Source organism: Bradyrhizobium australiense (assembly GCF_013114825.1).
Classification (GTDB): domain Bacteria; phylum Pseudomonadota; class Alphaproteobacteria; order Rhizobiales; family Xanthobacteraceae; genus Bradyrhizobium; species Bradyrhizobium australiense.
On the sequence record NZ_JAAVLX010000011.1, the window covers coordinates 120,675 to 140,924 of the forward strand.

At 56.4% G+C, this 20,250-nt stretch carries 18 protein-coding genes and 2 pseudogenes; 10 read left to right on the forward strand and 10 right to left on the reverse strand.

All coding sequences use genetic code 11. The features are described from left to right. Positions 1-953: 953 nt before the first annotated feature. A pseudogene (locus HCN58_RS29500) lies at positions 954-1,217 on the forward strand (DDE-type integrase/transposase/recombinase); the annotation flags it as partial. 344 nt (positions 1,218-1,561) lie between these two features. Here the strand turns inward: HCN58_RS29500 and HCN58_RS29505 are convergent. After that, positions 1,562-1,975 (reverse strand): hypothetical protein, encoded by a 414-nt coding sequence (locus HCN58_RS29505; protein ID WP_171582875.1) that lies wholly within the window; start codon positions 1,973-1,975, stop codon positions 1,562-1,564. Between the two features lie 109 nt (positions 1,976-2,084). Here HCN58_RS29505 and HCN58_RS29510 point away from each other — a divergent pair, with 109 nt between their 5' ends. Further along, positions 2,085-2,300, forward strand: coding sequence for a hypothetical protein (locus HCN58_RS29510; RefSeq protein WP_171582876.1), 216 nt, complete (start codon positions 2,085-2,087; stop codon positions 2,298-2,300). 252 nt (positions 2,301-2,552) lie between these two features. On the opposite strand, the gene HCN58_RS29515 is transcribed toward HCN58_RS29510, so the two are convergent. The 7 genes from HCN58_RS29515 to HCN58_RS29540 form a co-directional block, all read right to left on the reverse strand. Further along, positions 2,553-3,269, reverse strand: coding sequence for a sugar transferase (locus HCN58_RS29515; protein WP_171582877.1), 717 nt, complete (start codon positions 3,267-3,269; stop codon positions 2,553-2,555). A 1,849-nt stretch (positions 3,270-5,118) separates the two neighbouring features. Continuing rightward, a complete protein-coding gene (locus HCN58_RS29520) occupies positions 5,119-6,030 on the reverse strand; it encodes a CsgG/HfaB family protein (protein ID WP_171583007.1) in 912 nt (303 codons plus the stop codon). Positions 6,031-6,147: 117 nt separating this feature from the next. Further along, on the reverse strand, positions 6,148-6,444 hold the full coding sequence (locus HCN58_RS29525) for a curli assembly protein CsgF (RefSeq protein WP_171582878.1): 297 nt from the start codon (positions 6,442-6,444) through the stop codon (positions 6,148-6,150). Positions 6,445-6,545: 101 nt separating this feature from the next. Next, the gene (locus HCN58_RS36840; RefSeq protein ID WP_283814641.1) at positions 6,546-6,671 is read right to left on the reverse strand and encodes a hypothetical protein; all 126 of its coding nucleotides are present in this window, start codon (positions 6,669-6,671) and stop codon (positions 6,546-6,548) included. A gap of 30 nt (positions 6,672-6,701) precedes the next feature. Continuing rightward, positions 6,702-7,199, reverse strand: coding sequence for a hypothetical protein (locus HCN58_RS29530; RefSeq protein ID WP_171582879.1), 498 nt, complete (start codon positions 7,197-7,199; stop codon positions 6,702-6,704). After that, positions 7,184-7,573: a curli-like amyloid fiber formation chaperone CsgH gene (gene csgH, locus HCN58_RS29535; RefSeq protein WP_171582880.1), complete on the reverse strand. Its 390-nt coding sequence runs from the start codon at positions 7,571-7,573 to the stop codon at positions 7,184-7,186. Before csgH ends, HCN58_RS29530 begins: the two co-directional genes overlap by 16 nt. Positions 7,574-7,630: 57 nt before the next feature. Next, the gene (locus HCN58_RS29540; RefSeq protein ID WP_171582881.1) at positions 7,631-9,349 is read right to left on the reverse strand and encodes a beta strand repeat-containing protein; all 1,719 of its coding nucleotides are present in this window, start codon (positions 9,347-9,349) and stop codon (positions 7,631-7,633) included. Between the two features lie 856 nt (positions 9,350-10,205). On the opposite strand from HCN58_RS29540, the gene HCN58_RS29545 reads away from it, so the two are divergent. From HCN58_RS29545 to HCN58_RS29555, 3 genes are read left to right on the forward strand one after another with little or no spacing between them, the layout of a single operon-like run. After that, a complete protein-coding gene (locus tag HCN58_RS29545; RefSeq protein WP_171582882.1) occupies positions 10,206-10,691 on the forward strand; it encodes a hypothetical protein in 486 nt (161 codons plus the stop codon). Then, positions 10,672-11,091: a helix-turn-helix domain-containing protein gene (locus HCN58_RS29550; RefSeq protein ID WP_171582883.1), complete on the forward strand. Its 420-nt coding sequence runs from the start codon at positions 10,672-10,674 to the stop codon at positions 11,089-11,091. Before HCN58_RS29545 ends, HCN58_RS29550 begins: the two co-directional genes overlap by 20 nt. Next, complete coding sequence (locus HCN58_RS29555; RefSeq protein ID WP_171582884.1) at positions 11,088-11,534, forward strand: DUF6941 family protein; 447 nt, start codon at positions 11,088-11,090, stop codon at positions 11,532-11,534. Before HCN58_RS29550 ends, HCN58_RS29555 begins: the two co-directional genes overlap by 4 nt. 30 nt (positions 11,535-11,564) lie before the next feature. On the opposite strand, the gene HCN58_RS29560 is transcribed toward HCN58_RS29555, so the two are convergent. Beyond that, the gene (locus tag HCN58_RS29560) at positions 11,565-11,909 is read right to left on the reverse strand and encodes a curlin repeat-containing protein (protein WP_171582885.1); all 345 of its coding nucleotides are present in this window, start codon (positions 11,907-11,909) and stop codon (positions 11,565-11,567) included. A 404-nt stretch (positions 11,910-12,313) separates the two neighbouring features. Here HCN58_RS29560 and HCN58_RS29565 point away from each other — a divergent pair, with 404 nt between their 5' ends. The 4 genes and pseudogenes from HCN58_RS29565 to HCN58_RS29580 all read left to right on the forward strand — a co-directional run bounded on the left by HCN58_RS29565 (position 12,314) and on the right by HCN58_RS29580 (position 15,809). After that, complete coding sequence (locus tag HCN58_RS29565) at positions 12,314-12,997, forward strand: invasion associated locus B family protein (RefSeq protein WP_171582886.1); 684 nt, start codon at positions 12,314-12,316, stop codon at positions 12,995-12,997. A 291-nt stretch (positions 12,998-13,288) separates the two neighbouring features. Then, positions 13,289-13,414: pseudogene (locus HCN58_RS36220) on the forward strand (hypothetical protein); the annotation flags it as partial. A gap of 811 nt (positions 13,415-14,225) precedes the next feature. Then, positions 14,226-14,582 carry an acyltransferase family protein gene (locus HCN58_RS36845; protein ID WP_311966893.1) on the forward strand — a complete coding sequence of 119 codons (357 nt, stop codon included), beginning with the start codon at positions 14,226-14,228 and terminating at the stop codon, positions 14,580-14,582. A gap of 111 nt (positions 14,583-14,693) precedes the next feature. Then, the gene (locus HCN58_RS29580; protein ID WP_171582887.1) at positions 14,694-15,809 is read left to right on the forward strand and encodes an acyltransferase family protein; all 1,116 of its coding nucleotides are present in this window, start codon (positions 14,694-14,696) and stop codon (positions 15,807-15,809) included. A gap of 1,456 nt (positions 15,810-17,265) precedes the next feature. Here HCN58_RS29580 and HCN58_RS29585 read toward each other — a convergent pair. Continuing rightward, entirely contained in the window at positions 17,266-17,691 is a 426-nt protein-coding gene (locus tag HCN58_RS29585) for a hypothetical protein (RefSeq protein WP_171582888.1), read from the reverse strand. Between the two features lie 1,122 nt (positions 17,692-18,813). On the opposite strand from HCN58_RS29585, the gene HCN58_RS29590 reads away from it, so the two are divergent. Continuing rightward, positions 18,814-20,217, forward strand: coding sequence for a glycosyl hydrolase (locus tag HCN58_RS29590; RefSeq protein WP_210266210.1), 1,404 nt, complete (start codon positions 18,814-18,816; stop codon positions 20,215-20,217). Positions 20,218-20,250: the final 33 nt, after the last annotated feature.

A 20,250-nucleotide genomic window follows, 5' to 3' on the forward strand; every position in this document is an offset into this window, starting at 1 on the left:
ATGCGCGAGAGCCAAGCGCCAACCTGCATCCGGGCCTGCCTAAGACAACACGCCTAAGTCGGGTCCGGATTTGAGGCAAACGCAAAGCGGCTGTCTAACTTGTCATTGTCTCAGGAAAGGCCTGAAGCTAGGATGGCCTCTAGCAGGTTCTGGGAGGCTCCAATGCGGATGGGCTTTGCTGCGGCCCTAGCGATTGCCCTGTCATCACCAGCGGTGCTGGCGCAACAGTCGCCCGTGACACCAGGCGACGTAATAGGCCATCCCCCGCCGCTTCCTGGTCCTCCGTCCCTCGCTGAGCCACAGCCGGCGCCAGCACCATCTAGTGCCGCTCCAGCACCCCAGGCAAGCCAATCACCCCCCAACGGGGCGCATGCGCCGCCCGGCACACCGCCAGCTCCATATTCTGCCGGCACATTGCCGACGGTGAGTACCGGTCCAGGATTAACCACGGTAGGCCCGGATGGCGTTTCAACCAAGATCGTAAAGGCCGTGCCGTGCGGACTTGTCGCGCGCGAGACCGACGGATTTACGACCTGCGTCGGGATCCCAGATAAGCAGCCAAGAATGAAGCGCAGGTAGCGCCACCTTTTTAATTTCTGATCCCAAGCCTGAACTTTTCGGGGCAGTTTTCGGCGTCACGCTTTCACAAACCTTATTCGTGATGGCCCGCGCATTGAGCAGGGTACGAACGCTGATTCCGGATAACTATACGCGCCAATCGAATAACTACATGCTGTGGGGTCAATCCGAAAAGCCTGCCTCGCGCTCCTTGCGTGTTGGGAGAGCCCGGCCAAACTGGCTTGCCAAAATGTGGACAGGAGGCTTGGGACGTCGATCCCTGCCTCAGCGAACGCCTCAGACATAGCGGTAGGCCTTCTGGCGTGCGGGGGCCGGAAAGCTATGTAAAGGTCTAGGGGACGCGCGACTTCACCGCCGCAGTCCCGAACCGGGTTTGGCTTGCCGATATCACCTACATCCCGACGGCGGAGGGCTGGCTGCACCTGGCTGCGGTCATGGACCTCTTCAGCCTCAAGATCGTCGGTTGGGCGATGCGGGATCAGATGTTGGTCGAACTCGCCTCCTCCGCGCTGACCGTGGCAAGCCAACAGCAGCAACGGCCACAGGCCGGATTGATCCATTATTCCGATTGCGGCGTGCACTACGCCGTACATGCCTACCGTGCGGCCCTGCAGTTGCCGACCTCACCGCATCGATGAGCCGCAAGGCAGACTGCTTCGACAATGCCCCGATGGAGAGCTTCTTCCACACCTTGAATTCCACACCTTGAAGTCCGAGCTCGTTCATCATCGTCAGCGCCGGACCCCGCCGAGGCCCAGCGCGATAGCTTTGCCGTCATCGAAAGCTTCTGTAATCGAACCCCGCTCCACTCCGCGATGTATATCTTCCCCGATCGAGATGGAGTTAAAAGCAGCATAACCAGTCCACTTTTTCGGGGGGGAAGATCAGTCCAGTAATTCCAACTGTCGTGCCGGCTGCGCGGCGATAGAGAAAGGCGACGATCCATCGCGGCATCCGCCTTTGAGAACAGCGCTAGTGAGACTTAGGTTGTCGCCCGCGCAATTGAGCCGGTTGTCGTATTTGCTAGGTTGAAATCGGGAAACCTGGTGAGGAGTGCCGTTCTTAAGAACTGGAAGTGGCCGATGGTTTGTGCAAGCTCACTTAACCGTCGCTGCCCGTTAGCAATCTCGGCACCAAGGGTGTCTTGATTCCGGCTATCTTCAGCTTCACGCGTGAGATATTCGTCCGTGTCATTCCCAAAAGTAACGGCAGCTCGTGCGAGTACTTCGTCGACGCGTGCGGTTAGGCCAGCATGCTCAGCCTTGGCCGCCTGAAGCGCATCTTCGATCGCACGAAAGATAGCTCCAGCTCTGAGACGATCCACTTCGAGGTCCCGCTCTGGAGATCGCGCCTTGAAGTCGTTGATAGCTTGCGGACGCCTGAAAAATCGAAACATTGTCGCAGATCCTCTGACAATTGACGGGACCGACGAGCTCTCGCCGATTCGACCAGAGTAAAGTACCACGAAGATATAAGCTCGGTGCCTTCAGGCAAAGAAACGAGTCATGGCGCTGCGAGCCACTGCCCGTGCCCAACAGATCTTCCTGAACGGCGCTGCAGGCAGAAGGGTGGGTATGCAAACCAGGCTATCGCAAGATCGAAACCGGGCGGCGCTGGTGAATATTACTCCGACAGCGATCGCGGCCGCGCCCAAAATGATAGCGTTCTCAAACGAACCGCCTGAAGAGGTTGTGTTGGTGCGCGCAATTCAGGCGGCGTGAAATATCTTGCGCTGATCCTCCTTCATTTGATGCAGAATGTTAAATGCGCATTAAGCGAGGGGTACGGATAGCTTGAAGCTCCGCTATCAGTTCCGAATCGCTCGTTGCGCAGGGTAGGGCAAATTGGTCGCCTTCAGACCCGCTTCATCGATGTTATCAAGTTCAGTCACGCAGCGATGAGGCAAGCAATGACAATCGTTATCTCAGATTGCACCTGATTACCAAATTCAAGCTTCAATGGATTTCATCGTTTCATCGCTCCCGCTCTTCTTTGTTCGTGAAGAATTTGTCGAAGAAAATCGCTCCTAACCGTACCGCTGTCGGCCCCTGCATGGCGAACAAGGTTGAGATCGCGATCTTGGCATCCAACAAGAGCGACCAGCTCTTGGCATAAGCGCAATCGACGCTAACTCGCTCGCTATACCTCGCCTGACCGCTGACCCGCCAAAGTCCAGTAATGCCGGGCTTGCACGCCAGATAGGCTGCTGCTTTATCGGCATAATAGTCGATTTCGTCGTCGCTGATGGGCCGCGGGCCTACGATGCTCATGTCACCCCGCAGCACATTGAACATCTGCGGCAATTCGTCGAGACCGGCTTTACGAAATACGGCCCCTAAAGGTGTGACGCGCGGTTCGTCCGGTCGCGCTTCGGTTTCCCTTGAGTCGCGGGCGGCAGAATCCGCGCTCGAGCAAAGGTGTACCCGGCGAGTTGATTTCGGTGCGGAGGTCTCGAATTTCAAACAATCAAAAGCACGACCGCGAAAGCCAACCCGCCGATGGCGAGCGATGATCGACCCTCCTGAGGCCAGGAATGTTGCGACCGCGCAGAAAACAAGGAGCGGTAGCAAAAGCCCGATCCCGACTACCGCGAGAATGATGTCAATCAACCGTTTGATCGCCCCTCCAACAGGCGCAACGCTCGCTGTCCTGGCCCTCGCGTCTGAGCTTCGTTTGGCGATTTCCGACATAAAAGTCGCCCCATTCAAAAGTATCGGCCATCAAATGATTCAAATGCGCAATCAATTTTAATATCTTACCGCATTGCGTCATTTGGGCAAGGCGATTATCGGGCGTAGAGGCGTCCTGCCTCGGCCCCGGCGCGGCGCTCTACTCGAGAGAGCCACATCTGATCAAATGCTTCGGCAAGCGAATGGAGGCGGCGTCGGGATCTAACAGGCACTCGGCCCGCGTTTGCGACACGGTACTGTATATCGCCCGTGATTGAGAAAGGAGTGCCGATGACGGAGCTGACATGCCGGCGTGGTCATCTGGTCCGGACCTGAATTGATTCATCTGCCTGTCACGACACTTGCTTATCTTGGCCGGTTTACGCCAGGGCAGTGACTTTTAGCTGTAGACAAAGAGGCGATATCTGAACCTAAAGCGAACTTCAGTTTACTAACGGCTTAGGCGCCAACAATTGGTATCCGAACCGAGTAGATCAGATGCAACAGATCAGTTCCAAGAAAGCCGAAGAAGCTGGGATCGATTGTAATCTTGCCGAGCAGTATGCTGAAATCCTGCGTCTAAGAAACCGGGTTCGGCGGGCGGAATCGGCGCGAAAAAGCGTTCTCCGTCGGCGGACCGTTCGGAAACATCCTGGTATCGATCTTACCAAGCACAAATGACGTTCGCATGCTCGAGTCGCGTTGAACTCGTTGCGATGTCAGGGTGTGCTGGCGAAGGCCGAACCATATAGCAGCAACCGAAAGCCAAGCGAGGCTGCAGGAGAACTGGATAGCCGAAACCAGAGAGAATGCGCTGGCTGCATTCGACGCCTTCGTTGAAACCCGGGGGGCTTTAAATATGACAAGGCGGTCGAGTGCTGGCTCTTCGGTAACTGTTTAGCACGTTGGAGGTTTTGTGCACCCAGCAGCACTGGCCGCGGGTCGGAGGCCACGTCTCGCCGACCGTTTGCCAGAAGCCGGTCTACGCCGGATGGATACACTTTGATCCGCTTGATTGGCTTCTCAGCTATGGGCGGCCGCAGATCGTGGTGCTCCACCACATAGCGCGCCTTATCCATGTGGCATCAGGCTGTCGGACCGAACGCAATGTACAGCAGGATGGCTACGGTCGCGTGCGTGATGACGCCGGCCATAAACATGCTTCGGAGCGGATTGCTTCGTATGAAGACCGGGCGCAAATGCGCGTCCGCCAGAGATCACGGTAATGTTCGACGTGTTGTGAACACTTTGGACTCGAAACGTGGTTCGTATCGTCGGCCGCGAAATGTGCCTTTGGAAAAGGGTCAGTAGGCGTTCTCCAACTCCAGCACTTCGAGTGTGAATTCGCGACCCGGGCGTGCTAAGAAGGCCATTCAGTGATGTGAACTGTGGAATCGATTGGCTTCGACAGCGGTCATTCGACAGGGAAAAATGTGTCGTTTGCTTTGGCAATGCACATGATGTCGCTTTGGAAACTTGTTTCGTACATGCGCCTTTTTAGTGCTCGGGTTGATATCGAACGTCAGTAGAAGAAAGGGAGCGTAGGATGAAAACAGGGCAATTAGTGGTTTGCGTACTGGCCGCTCTTGGAGTTTCGTCTCAATGGGGATCGGTGGACGCTCGCGAGCGAAGGCTTGGCTCGGAAGCGCGGGTCGAGCAAGCACATGGAAATCTGCCGCCGGGCGCAAAAACGATCGATGGCGGAGGCAGACCGGTGAAGGGCGCGCCAGAAGGTGGGACCGGTTCTGCCGCTGCCACAAAGACCGGGCCTACGGCGCCGGTAACCTGTAATCAGCAAAACGCATCCTCGCCGGCGTGTTATAGCGCGACCCAGCAAGCACGCCCTGTCGCGCGATGAGCCTGCTCGGGCTCAGTTTTTGGTGACCACCACCGGCTCGGCTACTGGAGCTGCTGCGACCACATTGACAGGCGCCAGGGCCTTCTGGTGGATGTCGAGCTCCCGCATAAACGCGGCACCGGCCGCCGGATCCTTGAACTCCCAGAGGTTGTTCTTCACGCCTTCAAAGATGAGGGAGTAAACGGCGAGTTGAACACCTTCGCGAACGGCGAGCGTCGCAGGGGAGTTCTTCGTAACGCCAATATCCGCTTGCAGCAGTGCGTCGACTGCGGCGAACTGGAAGGCGTTGCCGCCGACGTTTACGGAATAGATGATCTTCGTGGTCGTAACTGACGCCAACACGCGCCCGGTCTGCACACTGACTGCCCTGAGCGCCACGGTAACGATATCCTGGCGATACGAGACGGCGCCGCCAATGCCGAGGTAGTTCGCACCGATGCCGCCGGTGGTTTCGTTAGTATCGAAGCCGATCACGCCGCCATCAAGAAGCACGCCGGCAAACCGCAGCGGCGGCAGGCTCTGGGCTTTGTTCCCAATCAGTGCGGTGCGCGTATTCTGAATGATTTGCCGTTCTTGCAGCAGTGACTGAAGGTCGGCGCGTTCGGCGACATCGAACCAGGCACCCCCACCGGCCTTGACCAGAACATCGGTGAGGATGGAGCTGCCGCCTTGGGTCACTGCACGCGAAAACTCGGCGAAATTGTCATTCGATTTATTCTGGCCGGTCAGATCTGGAAAATTGTAGACGGCAACATCGAGCTTCTGTTTTGGGGGCGGAAGCGAATCCAGAACCAGGCCAGTCTTGGTCGCAGGCACAAGAGTTGCAGCCGGAGTGACGGGATCCTTGGCCGTGCCGGTAAGGGCACAGCCGCCCGCCGCTAAGGCGAAGAGCGACGCCACCGCCAGCCTGGCACCGAAACAGATCAAGTTAACCCCCCATGCACAGAGTTGGACAGACGCTCCAAACAGGAACGGCTCAGCCGAGGACTATTCCGCAAGTGGACGAAGCAATAGCGAAAGGAAGACCGCTAAATGACGGACTTATGGACTCGTTGGAATGGTCGTCTGACCATTGCCGCCGATGATGATGACGGGCTGCCCGCCGCCGTTGCCTATTCCGCTCAGAGCGTTGGTGAGCCCTGAAAGGTCCGGGCTCTGCTGACCGGACTTAGTGCCATTACCCTGAGCCTGGGCGGTGGAGAGCAGGAAATTACCATTCAACGGGTTGCCGCCGAACGTGGGGCTCACGGGGCGATAAACCTGCTCCGTTGCAGAAGCGGAAGCCGAAACGACAATACCTGCGACCAGACCAGCTACGGAAATAAATAATCTACTCATGGCGATCTCCATTAAAAATAAGTCCATAAAAATCCTGCCCTTTAATTTAACAAAAGCCTGTATGTAAGACCATTGCGGGCCGGCAACACTGCGACGTTATCTCAACGCTCCTCAAACAATCTAAAACTTGGATGTTTTCTGAATGCAGGGCTCACTGGGAAATAGACCTGGGGCATCATCATCAATCCCGACAGAAGGCCGGGCTGCGGAAAACCGAACTTACCCATGTTGCATCTCCTCCAGAGAAATTCGAATGGTTATCGCTTGATCAGCAGCCCGCCGTTGGGAAGCCGCGCGATCAGCACGTTGACCGGCGCCGATCCGTTCGGCTGGATCACGCCCACCGCAAGTCCCTGCGTATTGATCAGGGCGAGATTGGACTTCAGATTGTTGCCGGCCTGCAGGACGCCGACGCTGTTGGCGTAGCCCTTGATGATGCCGACGTTCGAAACATTGCCGGCGCCGAGCTGCGCCTGGAACACCTTGTTGTAGGCGCCGATCTCGAGCGTGCTGGCGAAATTGCCGCCGCTGGCAGGCGTGGCCAGTTCGGGCGCGGCCCGCAGGGTGCCGCTCTTCGGAGCGGTCCAGGCCGGCGCGCCGCCGGTCGCCGAATTCGGCGCGACGGGGAGGGCGACATTGCGCCCCTGGTAAGCCCCGGTCGCCTGCTGAACAAAAGCGCCTTCAGCAAACGCGCCGGGGGTGGGCAGGATCAAAATGGCTAGGTAGCTGGCAATAAGTTTTAGGGCGAGACGCATGAAACGCTCCCGAATTCCTTTGAGTCCAGTGTCAGCCGCGCTCGGTAGTGACCGCGGGCAGACCCATCCAGAACAACTGTGGTCAGTATGGCATCCCGATCGGCATCCAGCGTGAACGCCCCGCTCTGGACGTTCTGGCTGGTGCCGGTCGAACTCTGCTTGAGGATCTCGAAGCGATAGGTCCCGGTCGCGGATGCCCGACCGTTCGCCACCGCCTCAAGCCGAAGCATATCGTTCTGCGGTGTCACCCGGATTTGACAGCCAATTGCCATTGTCGGCTCAGCTGCGGACGAAAGCTGCGCCCGCGTGCAGTTGAGAAAAACAGCAACGGCAATTGCAAACCCAGTGACGAAGGTCGTGCGCAGGCCCGACATGCTCGTCATCCCCTGAAGGAAAGGGCGGCGGATGAAATCCCGCCGCCCTCTCTGGGCTTACTTCTGGACGGTGATCGCGGTGTTGTGCGAGCCGAACTGCGCCGTCACCGACGTGTTCGACACGGCCGCGCTCGCGACCTGCGAGGTCATCGCGGAGTTGCCGTTGCCGACCTGGACAGTTGCCTGCAGGTTGGCGCCGATCATCGGCTGCAAGCCAGTATCGCTCTGACCGACGGTCGCCTTGTTGTTGGCGCCGAATTGAGCGATCATCGATCCGTTTACACCGATGTTAAGCGGGTTAGCGATCGACTGGCTGGTGACTGCGGTATTCTTCGCACCGGCCTGAACCGTGAGCGAGGCGTTCGTCCCCAGACCAGACTTGGAGCCCGTCTGACCGGTCGCGGCGGTGTTCTTGTAGCCAGCCTGCAAGGTGCCCTGAACATTGCCACCGTTGACCTGGCCAACGACCGCGTCGTTGCCAACGCCGAACTGCGCAATGGCCGAGTTGTTGGAGGAGGGCAGCAAGCTACCACCAGACTGGCTCGTCAAGGCCGTGTTGCCCTTACCGACCTGCAGCGTCAACGCGTTGTTATCGACGCCGCCAAGTGCGGTTGGCACATTGAACAGTCCAGGCACAACGATCCCGCTCGCATCTTGCCCGGTCGTGGCCTTGTTGCCCTTGCCAAACTGGAGCGTAGCAGCCGAGTTGTCGCCGCCCGACGCCGAGTTGAACCAACCGATTGAACCGGTCGTGGTCTGCGAGGTTAAGGCTTGGTTGCCATAGCCGCCCTGCAGCGTGAACGCGCCGTTGGTGCCGCCCGTATCAGTGGCCGACTGGCCGGTGGTGGCATTGTTGTGGGCGCCAAACTGCAGTGTGCCCTGCGTGTTGTTGCCGCCAACTTGACCGACCAGGGCCTTATTGTACCAGCCGAACTGCCCAACGAACGAGTCGTTCGAAAGGCTGGTGTTCACGCCGTTGCGCTGCCCGTCCTGCGAAACGCTGGCAAAGTTCTTGCCGCCAAACTGGACGACGCCGGAGTTATTGTCCACACCGGCTTTGGGATTGCCGCCGTTACCGTTGTTGCCGGTCTGTCCGCTACCAGCCGAGTTCTGGCCGACGAGAGCGGTGTTGCCGTAGCCGTTCTGCAGGATGCCTGAGGTGTTGTCACCGCCGGTGCTACCCTTCTTGCCGTGGGACCCGTCCGCCGAGCCCTTCGAGATCTGCGATGTCGTCGCGTTGTTGCCCCAACCGAACTGCGCGGTGGTCGAATCATTCTTGCCCGAGTTGTCCTTGTTGGTCTGCTGACCCGTCACCGACGTATTCTTGCCGCCAACCTGCAGCGTGGTCGAATCGTTGTTGCCGCCGGTTTGTCCCACCAGCGAGTCGTTCTTGTAGCCGAACTGCGCGGTCCCCGAATTGTTGGTCTTGGTGCCGGTCGTGCCTGCCTGCGAAGTGACGGCGTTGTTGCCCACGCCGACCTGAAGCGTACCCTGCGTGTTGTTGCCGCCGTCCTGGCCGACGAGCGCATTGTTATGCGCGCCGAACTGGCCGATGCCGGACTGGTTGGTCTTCGAAGGTGAAGACGGGTTGTTCTGCGAGGTGAGCGCGGTGTTCTTCTTGCCGGCCTGAATCGTGGCCTGCTTGTTGTTGCCGTTGGTCTGGCCGACAACGGCGTTATTCGAGCCGCCGATCTGCGCGATGAAAGATTCGTTGCTCGCCGCAGAAGCGAGCGACGTCGTCGCCATCAGAAATGCAATGATCGTTAAATTTCGCATTTGGAAATCCCTTGTTTCCCATTGGTGGCACAGCGACCATCGCTGCCCTCCTGGGGGGATTTAACGCTTTCTTAAGCATGCTCCGCAAGCGCCAACGCAAACTTTACCCTAATGTTCGTGGTTTAAATTCTGCGACGGCCAACGTTTAGTCGCTGGGAATCCCATTCAACCTTCAGCGGGGATTAATGAATTTTCGGGTTGTTGACTTATATGTCGACACCGTTGGCATCGCCATTACGAGCGCGGTTTGTTGACATGCATGTCGACAAGCGAGGATGTGCTCATCTCCCAGGGGATTTCGCGAATCAAATGGCGATCGCCGATGTCCTTTCGCCGTGCGCCGAATCTCATGGTGTGGACCGAACGGTTCGCTAGCGCATTTCCGCGAGATCACCATGTCGATTGCTATTGTTGATCTGCTCTTCGGGCGCCGCGAGGTCAGGACTTCTGCTTGGCTTGCGATGGAAGGGTAGGCGAGAAACACATGGTTTCTCCTGGCACGCATCGCATGTGAGCGTCGGCCCCAATCTTTGCTGAGGTACTGTGCTCTCTTCGAAATCGAAACGGGTGATCGATCTCGGATAGTGACCGTTGATGGCTGGCGTCTTTCAGGTCTAGGCCGTTCCGGATAGCCGTGAAGTCATTTCGTGCGGCCCAGATGCCTGACTGGTTGCGGTGCAGCAGATGCTCCCGTCCAATCCGGAATCTGTGTCTTCAGCGCCTCAGGTACGAAAATTTTAGGGTTGCGCGCGGCCGAGCCAAATACCATTGTGACGTTCGGAAATGCGCATCGAGCCGCATACCAGCATCGACGGATTTCACGAATTTATGAGCTCAGAGCGGTTGTAGACTTAATATGTCAACGATCGAAGATCTCGTCGCCGCGGGGGCCATTTCGAGGATTGAAGTGGAATTGAGTGGCCGCGAACAGGCGCAACGCCTGCTGTATGGGACGCCTGATTTTATTGAGTGGCTTCGTGGACTCGTAAACGGCGCTGAAGCCGAAGGCCGCCTCGGTCAAGCGACAGCGGCAGAGCAAATCGATCAACTCTTCCACCTGTTTCTAAGCGGCGGGCCTCTTATACATACCCGCCAATTTCGATATATTCGCGCCGAAGAAAATGCTGTATGGGAATTGAAGACGCCGGATATACGCATCTTCGGCTGGTTCATGAAACGAGATTGCTTCGTTTGCGTTTTTGGTGATTGGGCTGATAGAGTTAAAGATCACGAGCTTTATCGTGGCTATCGAATTGCAATAAGAAGAATCCGTCGGCAATTGGACGTTGATAATACTTTATGTGTTCAGGGAGTAGATCCAGGTGACGTCCTTTCAGTTTGATATTGGAAGCAGGGCGCGTAATGCCGGTCGATTTATTGGTCGCGTCAGGAACGAATTGCTGAGGGCGCTCTCAGAGCGGAAAAGAGACGCGAAGCTTTCACAGCAGGAGCTTGCGAAGAAGCTCGAGGTTCATCGCTCGCTGGTTAACCGGCAGCTCTCCGGAGAAGCGAATCTGACGCTGAGGTCACTGGCGGATCTCGCGTGGGCGATGGATATGGAAATCTCATTCGAGCTCAAGAAGCCGGTGGTCGAGGCGGGACAGAATCAGCCGGTGACCACTTCGACGATCAGCCATGGCCAGATCAAGTATATCGATGGCGGCAGGCGACGTACGTCGCTTTGTCAGAAGCTCGTCGTATCTCCGCTTGCGCCGGGCGAGGCAACGAAATCTCTAAGATGAGACGGTACGGCTATTCCATTTTCTGCGACGACATTCGAAGTGAAGCTGGTGGCAAGCTCAGCTTCATAGGCTGTTATAATGCGGTCATGATGACGGCGCAGAACTTCCCGCTAGTCCTGTCCAAGTTCTGCATTCATTTCCACGTGTTCTCGCCCGCGACGCAGCCCTACACGTCTGTGACGGCTCGATGCTATGTGCCGGGCGAGCCGGAGCCGATCGCCGAAGAGCCGATCGAGGTGCCCGGACTGCTGGACCAGCAGAAGCTGCTGGACGGTCTGCCGAAAAATATCGCTGTCCCGCCCTACATCGTCGTGGCGTCGAGCCTGGTGTTCTCGCCACTGGAGATCCGGCAGCCGGGACTGATTCACATTCGCGTTGTGATCAACGAAGGGCCCGACGAATTGCATCTGGGCTCGCTGCAGGTGATATCCGCTTCAGCGTAGTGAAGAATGAGGAGGTTCATCTTCGAGGGATCAGCGTCGCTGATTCACGATGGCCTGATTGCCCACGCCCTGCTGGACGATTGCGGAAAAGTTGTTTCCGCCGGTCTGGGCAACCATTGCGAAGTTGTTCGTGCCAACCTGTGTGACCGAAGAAACGTTGGCATTGGGTGGCGATGTCGTCGTCGCAGCAGCGGCAACTGCGTTCACCTTGACAGGCGCAGCAATCTTCGCGGCCGAGACTGGTTCTTTCGGCCATTTGAAATTGCCGGCTAGCTGCCGGGCTCCCCCGATCTGGGGAACAAAGGCTTCACCCGCTAAGCTGGGCGTATTGGCCGCGGTCAGAAGGGCCGCGAGAACGACTATATGCGCGCGCATTCTACTCTCCTGAAGCATGCGTACTTCTACCGGATCTTTCTTAAGGACCCGTGACCGCTTATTTTTGGTTTGTGTTACCTTTTCGACCTGACAGATTGCGGAGCCGTTCGTTGACGTGTGCGGCGAGCGCTGGGCCGACCCTCAGGTAGTTCTGGATATCGCGGGGCAACATGGTGGGCGACGCATGTCATCTGCATCTGTTGCGCAAAAGGAAATCTCTCTCGAGCAAGGCCATTCCCGCGCCGTCGATCGGTTCGACAAACTTTGTAGGCGCAGGGAAGCCGGGGCTGGCGCCAGAATTGGGCTGGCGATATCTTAGGCTTCTTTTGTCGTCATATCCGCTCAGCGTTTTGTAGTTGGCCGAGCAACGGATCAAAGGCTTTTGTGTTATGCGCGAATTAGTAATGCCCAAGACTCACATCATTCTTGTCACATTTGCTGCAGTCTTTTTTTGTGATGCGGTGCCGCTTCATGCCCAAGACAGGGCTAGTCCGGTTGAGCCTAACGCCGTTTTCATTCCGCAGGCGCAACCGAGGCAAGCCAAGAGCGCGACGGCGCCTGCACGCCGGCCTGCACCAAGAGCGGCCAGGCAAGACCAGGCGCAAGCGACCGTTGCGCCACCTGGTGCGCGAGTTGGCGCATTACCGAATGGTGCTTCCGCAATCAGCGAAACATATGGCGACTGGACCTTGAATTGCAGCACGGACAAGGGAGCGAAGGTTTGCACGCTAAGCCAGGCGCAGGTCAGCAAAGAGGGACAGCGAGGCTTTGCGATCGAGCTGCGGATTGCGAAAGACGGCGCGAGCGAGGGAACGATCTTGATGCCGTTCGGGCTCAAACTGGAGGCCGGCGTCATCCTTAAACTGGACGACAGGGATTTGGGAGAGGGGCTGCGCTTCTCGACTTGTGTGGCGCAAGGCTGTCTACTTCCCGTCACCTTTCCGACTGCCGGCATGAACGCAATACGAAATGCCAAGGCCTTCGCGGTAGCTGCGCTCAGTGTGAGCAATGGTCAATCTCTCACGTTCAACGTATCTCTCAATGGTTTCGCAATTGCGGTCGATCGCGCCATTCAGCTAGCGAGCTAATCCTGAAGGATGGGAGCGCGCCTCCTGGATCATGCCTCCGACACCGCCCTGCAAGAGACCTGCAGCCTGATCTTCTCCATAAAGTGGACAGGCTTAAGCTGCTTTCATCTGAGGTGCGTGAGGTTGAGAAGCGCCTTGCGCAACTTCGGCGCGAGAATGGGACGCACTCTGTTTCGACTGAAACGACAGCTGTGCCTCGCGAAAGATGAAGATGTCCGCGCGTTTAGCCTAAGTATCGAATCCCAGTGAGCCTTCGGAAAACCCTGGTCAGGTCGCGGCAAGCAACCGCGTTGGCTAGCGGCCGCTCTCAAAACCGGCCGCAGGGTAGAGAGTTCAAGATCAGCAAGGCTGAGATTAATGACAAAAACGCTCGCCAATGGCGTGTTTGAGCTGTCGCCGCGTGCTGGGGATTTTTGACCGGCATTGATATTCCGAGATTGCTCACGAAACCGCTCGGGGCGCGATCCTGATCATTACCTTGATTGGGAGGCAATGGACGGCCAGATCTTGAGCAAGGCAAGCTGTCGCTGGCGGATTCCGCCAGCGACGCCAGTTGTGTAAGTTAAAGCGAGTCCTGCAAGCGTGTATGTCCAACTACATTCGGCACGCATTGCGCAGGTGTGAACGCAGACCTGCAGGCAGGGCGATCAAAAGCAGGATTTCGTTAGCTGGCACCAACTCCACGCGCGACATCGATCGGGGTTATCCGATTGAAGAATTAAGGCCGTGAACCCACCTGTGGAGGCCCTTCCAAGTTCAAGCGGCTTTTTGAGAAGAATGGCACGTCTCAGATGCTGCCATCTCTCTGGCCTCTGATGCAGCGATGGAGCTGCGGGCCCGTATGGAAGTTCGCTGATCGGAACCAAATCATGAATGCATGCTCTAGGCACGATTTCATCTGGTTTCTCCTTCCCCGTCTCGCCGACGGTTGCAGCATACCTTCCTTTGACCGACTACACGTCCGACAACTCGGATATGCCAGGCTCGACGCCTTGGCTTCGACCGGAGCTCCGTAGCTTTCCTGCTTTACAAGTAGCGCCGCCGCGGCCAAAAAGCATCGGATGCGTACGAATAACCCGCGACATCCGCCGCCGGTACCGCTCCAAGTCGCCGGTCGCCCACGCTGAAGCCCCCGTTGATCATTCACGATTAATGCCGTTAATATTTGACGCGCCTATTCGACAGTGGTGGACTGGGCTCTGAACCAGAAGTGTAGGAGCTACGTTTCGTGCAGCCCGAAGCAGAGCGGATGCCAAGCCGGCCGCTTTCGCTCGAAGGTATACAGGTTCTCCGGGCAATTGCCGGTATCATTGTCGTGCTGCATCACTCGCTCGAAGAGTCCATAGCGGCTATTGTGCCATTCAGTCCAGACTGGTTCACAACTTTTGGCGCTGCGGGAGTTGATATCTTCTTCGTCATCAGCGGCTTTATTATGCTCTACGTGAATTTCCCTGGAGCTTCGGTCTCCTGCTTCATTTCTTCGTTGAGCGAAGGCTTATTGAGACCTTTCGCGGTCTCCTGGGGCGCCGGTCAGCTTTCACTCCGCCTTCCACATGAAGGGCCGCGTCCTACTGCGCCGTCATGATGTTCGATTTCGCTGCGCCGTCGCAAGCCGGCTTGTGGGCACAGGCAACCGTTCGCGGAAACCCCACGTCCACCAAGTGCGCCGGATCGGGACGACAAAAGGAGCTCTGTAATGCTTCCGAACATCCAGATTCTGCGAGCTGTTGCAGCTTACCTGGTGCTGTTTGTCCATTTAAGGCCGCTGCTGCCAGAGTCGTCTATCGCCACTGTACTGCACGACAAAGGCTACAGCGGCGTAGATCTGTTTTTTGTTATCAGTGGCTTTATCATGGTGTATACAACGTCGCGCAGGAAAGTATCTGCAAGCGAGTTTCTACTCAACAGGGTGAAACGGATTGTTCCTCTGTATTATTTGACTACATTTTTCGTCTTCGTGATCGCGATCTCCCTTCCTTTTCTTCTCCATAGCTCTTCTCCCGATATTGATGCACTGCTAAAATCCCTAGTATTTATACCGTTTGAGAAGTCACCCGGCCGCATCTATCCGGTCTACTATTTAGGATGGACGCTCAATTATGAGATGTTCTTCTATCTGATTTTCGCACTAAGCTTATCCATACGGTACGAGATGAGAGTCGCGCTGTGTGCGACGATGATACTGGGTCTCGTTCTCTTCGGGCTTTACATCCGCAGCCCAAGCAATGTCATCCTACACTTCTACAGCCAAACGATCATGCTTGATTTTTCTCTAGGTATGATCCTTGCGTTGTTTCGCGATCAAATCTCAGCCACCATGCATCGAATTCCGGTGCTTCCGTGGCTAACTCTGTCGCTTGGCTTGGGGTTATTGGTTGCCTTTTCATTTCTTCCAATTACCTCGTCCGTATACGCTCCACCAACCAACACATTGCTGACTTTCGGGGTTCCGGCGGCGTTAATCGTGATGGCGGCGGTCGGATTTGACGATGTCAAAACGCGCGGACAACCTTGGCAGTTCTTGCAGGAGATCGGCAATGCAAGCTATTCGATCTATCTGACGCATTTCTTTGTAGTCGGCGTGCTGAACGCCTTCGCAAACTACGCGCATTTTTCACCGACTCTGCGAATATTGGTCGCGTTGATAGCAATCCCGCTAACAGCAATCGTCGGTATCGGTGTGTATCGCTTTTTCGAGCGTCCCGTCATGTCAATATTGGAGCGCCGGAAACCTGCGGACAATGCCCGGGCTCAACATGTCAGATGGAAAGATCGTGCCAATGGCCCACCTGGTGATCTGAAACAGTCCTAAGCACGCAAACAAGGACACGATCTCGGCGCTTTGGCACTTCGCGTCATTTCGCTGCGCTGCGCAATTTGCTTGTTATCGGTGAATAACGGACTCCGGGGCCTTCCGCGCCGGCGACTTATGCATTCACGGCCTAGTCTGCGCTGCCTTTCTTTTCCCTCGCAGATGCTGGATTGCTGTGACGAAAGGAATTCCAGCGGCTCCGCCGGCCATCTTCTCCAAGCGTCGATCAATGTGCCGTGACGGTCAGGCGTCAGCGTCTGCGCAATTTCCAATAGCACGGCCGATGCAACCCACAAACAGAAGACGTTTGGGGTAGCGAAAGTGAATAGGGCGCCAAGAAACGCGAACGCAATAACATGCTCGAAATGCGCACAAGTACGCATTTCCGGTCCCCTCAAAGGGGCAAGCTTGAAGTAGATCGTGTACACAAAGCCTACATGCGTCAATGTCGCGTAGGCGATCGCGATAATGGCAACCCAAGCGGCGGCCATGATAGCCTGGAGACGTTCTTTCGGTTCATGCGGGGATTTTGCAATGGCGTTGTGTGAAAGGCGAGCGAGCAGGCGGTTTAACGTTATTGGCGGAACGGAGCCAATTGCACCTCAGAACCATGTTATTCGGTCGTTGGATGGTCCGGCCATGGTCGTGCAATTTTTATCGGTCCACGGCAGATAGGTTTTTGGACTTGTTGGGCAGCGATGTTTCCGCAGGCGCATTCTCATATCCGATCAGGACCTTTCGTCCGCTCTATCCCGTTTCACCGCCATCATTTTAAGTGTTTCCTTTTCTGTAAACCGACAATACCTTACCTAAGCTCGAAACCAACCGCCTTCGAACAGGGCGGAAATGGGGACCGCTGGGGTTTCGCATTCTTGAAGAGGCGCTGAGGGGCTATTTTTCCCTGGTTTGGGACGAAATTGAATGAGTCTTCCACTGTTGATAAGCGGTATCAAGGCGCTCGTATTTTGATGCCGTATCCGTACACGTGTCATCGGACGGCTTGGGGTTTTTTGCACGACCTATCGCGCGCGGTGCGAGAACGCGCAAAGCATCGGAGCGAGGGATCAAGGACAAATACAAACACGTCGGCAAAGGACTTCAAAGCGGGGGGAAAAGCGTATGGGCTAATGTTCGATGATGGCTTCACGACGGGCGCACAGCCAAGCGCCAAAACCAACGCCGGCAGCTTTGCCGAGACTCCATCAAATCGCGGACGTATTACGCGCCGCACTGTGCAGCTGTTGATCTGTGATGGATCCAACTAAAATACGGATGAGATACTTGGTCTGTATTCTTGTCGCCGCGGTGACTACCGCGGCCGTCCTCCGCCATACTCTTCATGTTCATGCCGGCTTCACGCGCGTAGAGATTTTCGTATTGGCGCTAGTTGCCCTAGTTGCAATATTGATGGCGGTGGGTCTGGTTCGGCGAATGCGCCGCAACTGATTGCGCGCGATTAATCTGCGTTCTGCCCGACAATATCTCTCCCTTGCGACTGCGTTCTGACTGTCGTCTTGCTGGGCAGGGCTGATCTGAGCCATGACTGCAGGTGTTCCGTGTGCAGTTCAGTCAAGAGTGAAAATACGTAGGCAAATAGGAGGGCAACGCCCACTCCGATGCCGAACTCGGGCCCGGTGATATCTTGTTGGTGGGAAATCCAATGTTTTGGAGTACCGCGATCGTCAGAAAAGGGATCGGGATAAGAGAAGCTCGCCGCCCATTCGAAAGAGGTATCCAACGAGATCAAAGGATCCGCGCTAAGGAAATCAAACAGAGGCGAATGATTTGTCAGCCCGATGCTGCGAAACTCGGTTTCGTTGTGCACTCTGGCCCTCTGGCGTCCGACAAAATGGTTGATGATGAATGCCATAGCGCCGGACATTGACTTTTTGGCTGGTTATCTCGCAGCTGCTAGCGCGTGTTGGGATTCGGACAATCTCCGTTCGAGTGCAGCGACGGTCAGTATCAAATTGTCACGACGCGCTGTCATAGTCCTCACCGCAATCGGATACACGAAGGGGGTTGAGTGTTCTACGCGCGCGGTTTCCTTGTGCCGCTCAATATCGCAGTTGAGCAGCTGAACAAGGCGGCTCAAATCGGTGATCAATGTTTCGATCCGTGACGCATCGGCTAGCGCATTCCCAGAACAAGGCGGATGTTTCATTCGTATCTCCAAAATGCGCCCAGATTTGGCACAGGTTCAAACATCGCGGTGGTGTTGATGAGCCCCTCGCAAGAAGCTTGCCAAGGTTAATCGTGCCTTTTCCAGAGACACGATTCCTGCAGGTCTCGCCCCACCACCTCAGCGTTGCGATGCACTGCCTGGCGGAGATCGAATTTGTCTGCTGCGATGCATTAACCTCAACGAAAGATCGCCAGATCGCACCTTAGGCTTATGCGCTGGCAACCGTGCGGTAGTGACGAGAGGCCTTCCTGGGAGTGACCGCCGCGCACTTCTTTTTTGCGCCACACAAGAACGAGCGTCGGAGGCCCGGAGGGACCAAGCCGTCTCTCCGTTCAATGGAAGACCACCCAGTATTTTACCGGAGTTTCGAATCGTTTGGCCGACGTTACGAATCGCTCTCAGTCGAAGAAAGTGCTGGAGGACGCCTTGATTGTAGATGTCTTGCACGCCGTTATGCTCTACTGCCTGCCAAGCATGGCTCTCCTAGCATGCTTACTTTTCCGCCTAGAACTTAGGTCGGATGAGAGGGGAGAGTTGCCAAATTTGGATCAGAATCACGCGGATACTCCGACGCCTGCCGAGGTGAATTTCGCATAGACACCCGCTTTTGTCGTTCTCAGATTCGCTCGTGGAGGATGCAAGCTTGAGGCGCTGTGGCGGGCTACCAGCCGGTTTTGGGAACGGCGCTCGAAGACACTAAGCTACCTCCGGCGAATCAAGATTTTCGCCGCTATCGAAGACCCTCGACGACAGGGTAGTGCTATTCTGGTTGCGTAGCGGCAGCGATCGAAGGATGTTCCTTCGTCGGGCAATTCAACAATGAGCCGCCGTCATATGATATCTCGTCACCTGATCACTCCATCCAAAATGCGTCGATCGGTGATACGCGCGTGCTTCGCGCTGGGTGTCCTACTCGCCGGATCGCCTCACTGTTTGCTTGCAGCCTCCGATACGGCCGTTGCGACCAGCGATTTTCTCAACAGCATTGGCGTCGTTACCACATTTCCAGATCGAGGCCAGCCATTGGGCAGGACCATCGAGATGGTTCGCTACTGCGGCATTCGATGGGTGAGGGCGGGAATAGAAGGGCTTAGCGAGGAAGGCCCGACAACTATCCAAACCTTTCTGGATTTGCACCGCGAAACCGGTGTTTTGCTGAGCTGGGGCTTGGTCAGTGGTGGGACTGATGTGAACAAGTTAGTGAAAACCGGCAAGATACTCGCTGAAGCCGGTGCACTACTCGCGTTCGAAGGCAACAACGAGCCGAACAACTGGGGCGTCACATACCAGGGCGAGAAAGGCGGAGGCAATTGGCCGTCGTGGATGGCTGTGGCAAAGCTTCAGCGCGACCTGTACCAGACCATCAAGAGCGACCCAGTTCTGGCGAAGTTTCCTGTTTGGTCGGTCTCCGAGCCTGGCGCGCAGCGGGACAACGTCGGCCTCCAGTTTCTTACGATCCCACCAGGCGCCTTAACGCTGATGCCGGCCGGAACGAAGTACGCCGACTACGCTAACGTACACAACTACATCTATCATCCGCATTCGCCGCATCCGATGGACAACAAGGCGTGGAACGCCGCCGATCCAACTGCCGCATCCAAGGTCGACGGGCTATTTGGCAACTTCGGAGTTACTTGGGCGCGACGGTTTCGGGGCTACAACCAGCAACAGCTCGATACGCTGCCGCGTGTCACGACCGAGACCGGTGTGAAGATCGGAGGATTGATCACGGAAGATCTGCACGCCGTCAACTTGATCAACATGTACCTCGCGCAATTCAAGCGTGGCTACGCCTTTACAGCGGTCTATCTGTTGCGGGATCGCACCGATGAAGACGGCAACCAATCCTTCGGCTTTTACCAGAGCGACTATTCACCCCGCAAAGCAGCGATTTATCTTCACAACCTCACGACCATCCTGAGCGACAAGGGTACTCTCGCCAAACCGGGGCAGCTCGACTTTACGATCATGGAGCGACCCAAAACCGTCCACGAGCTGCTTCTGCAGCACAGTGACGGCAGGTTCCAACTGATTGTCTGGGGTGAACGGTTGAGCGGCCAAGACCGCGTGACGATCCGGTTCGGCGTCACGCACGTGTCGGCGAGGATCTATGATCCCACGGTTGGGGTCGATCCCATCGAAGCACTGACTGATTTTAGTTCGCTCGACATTACGCTCAGCAATCATCCAATTGTCATTGCGATTTCACCTGGTACCCGATGAACCCAGTGAAGCGGCTTGGATGCGGCTTGCGCA

Coding starts and splice junctions, on each gene's coding strand:
- HCN58_RS29505 (WP_171582875.1), bottom strand. CDS start 1,975: ATGTTTCGATTTTTCAGGCGTCCGCAAGCTATCAACGACTTCAAGGCG.
- HCN58_RS29510 (WP_171582876.1), top strand. CDS start 2,085: ATGGCGCTGCGAGCCACTGCCCGTGCCCAACAGATCTTCCTGAACGGC.
- HCN58_RS29515 (WP_171582877.1), bottom strand. CDS start 3,269: ATGTCGGAAATCGCCAAACGAAGCTCAGACGCGAGGGCCAGGACAGCG.
- HCN58_RS29525 (WP_171582878.1), bottom strand. CDS start 6,444: ATGAGTAGATTATTTATTTCCGTAGCTGGTCTGGTCGCAGGTATTGTC.
- HCN58_RS36840 (WP_283814641.1), bottom strand. CDS start 6,671: ATGGGTAAGTTCGGTTTTCCGCAGCCCGGCCTTCTGTCGGGATTGATG.
- HCN58_RS29530 (WP_171582879.1), bottom strand. CDS start 7,199: ATGCGTCTCGCCCTAAAACTTATTGCCAGCTACCTAGCCATTTTGATC.
- csgH (WP_171582880.1), bottom strand. CDS start 7,573: ATGTCGGGCCTGCGCACGACCTTCGTCACTGGGTTTGCAATTGCCGTT.
- HCN58_RS29540 (WP_171582881.1), bottom strand. CDS start 9,349: ATGCGAAATTTAACGATCATTGCATTTCTGATGGCGACGACGTCGCTC.
- HCN58_RS29545 (WP_171582882.1), top strand. CDS start 10,206: ATGTCAACGATCGAAGATCTCGTCGCCGCGGGGGCCATTTCGAGGATT.
- HCN58_RS29555 (WP_171582884.1), top strand. CDS start 11,088: ATGAGACGGTACGGCTATTCCATTTTCTGCGACGACATTCGAAGTGAA.
- HCN58_RS29560 (WP_171582885.1), bottom strand. CDS start 11,909: ATGCGCGCGCATATAGTCGTTCTCGCGGCCCTTCTGACCGCGGCCAAT.
- HCN58_RS29565 (WP_171582886.1), top strand. CDS start 12,314: ATGCCCAAGACTCACATCATTCTTGTCACATTTGCTGCAGTCTTTTTT.
- HCN58_RS29580 (WP_171582887.1), top strand. CDS start 14,694: ATGCTTCCGAACATCCAGATTCTGCGAGCTGTTGCAGCTTACCTGGTG.
- HCN58_RS29585 (WP_171582888.1), bottom strand. CDS start 17,691: ATGTCCGGCGCTATGGCATTCATCATCAACCATTTTGTCGGACGCCAG.
- HCN58_RS29590 (WP_210266210.1), top strand. CDS start 18,814: ATGAGCCGCCGTCATATGATATCTCGTCACCTGATCACTCCATCCAAA.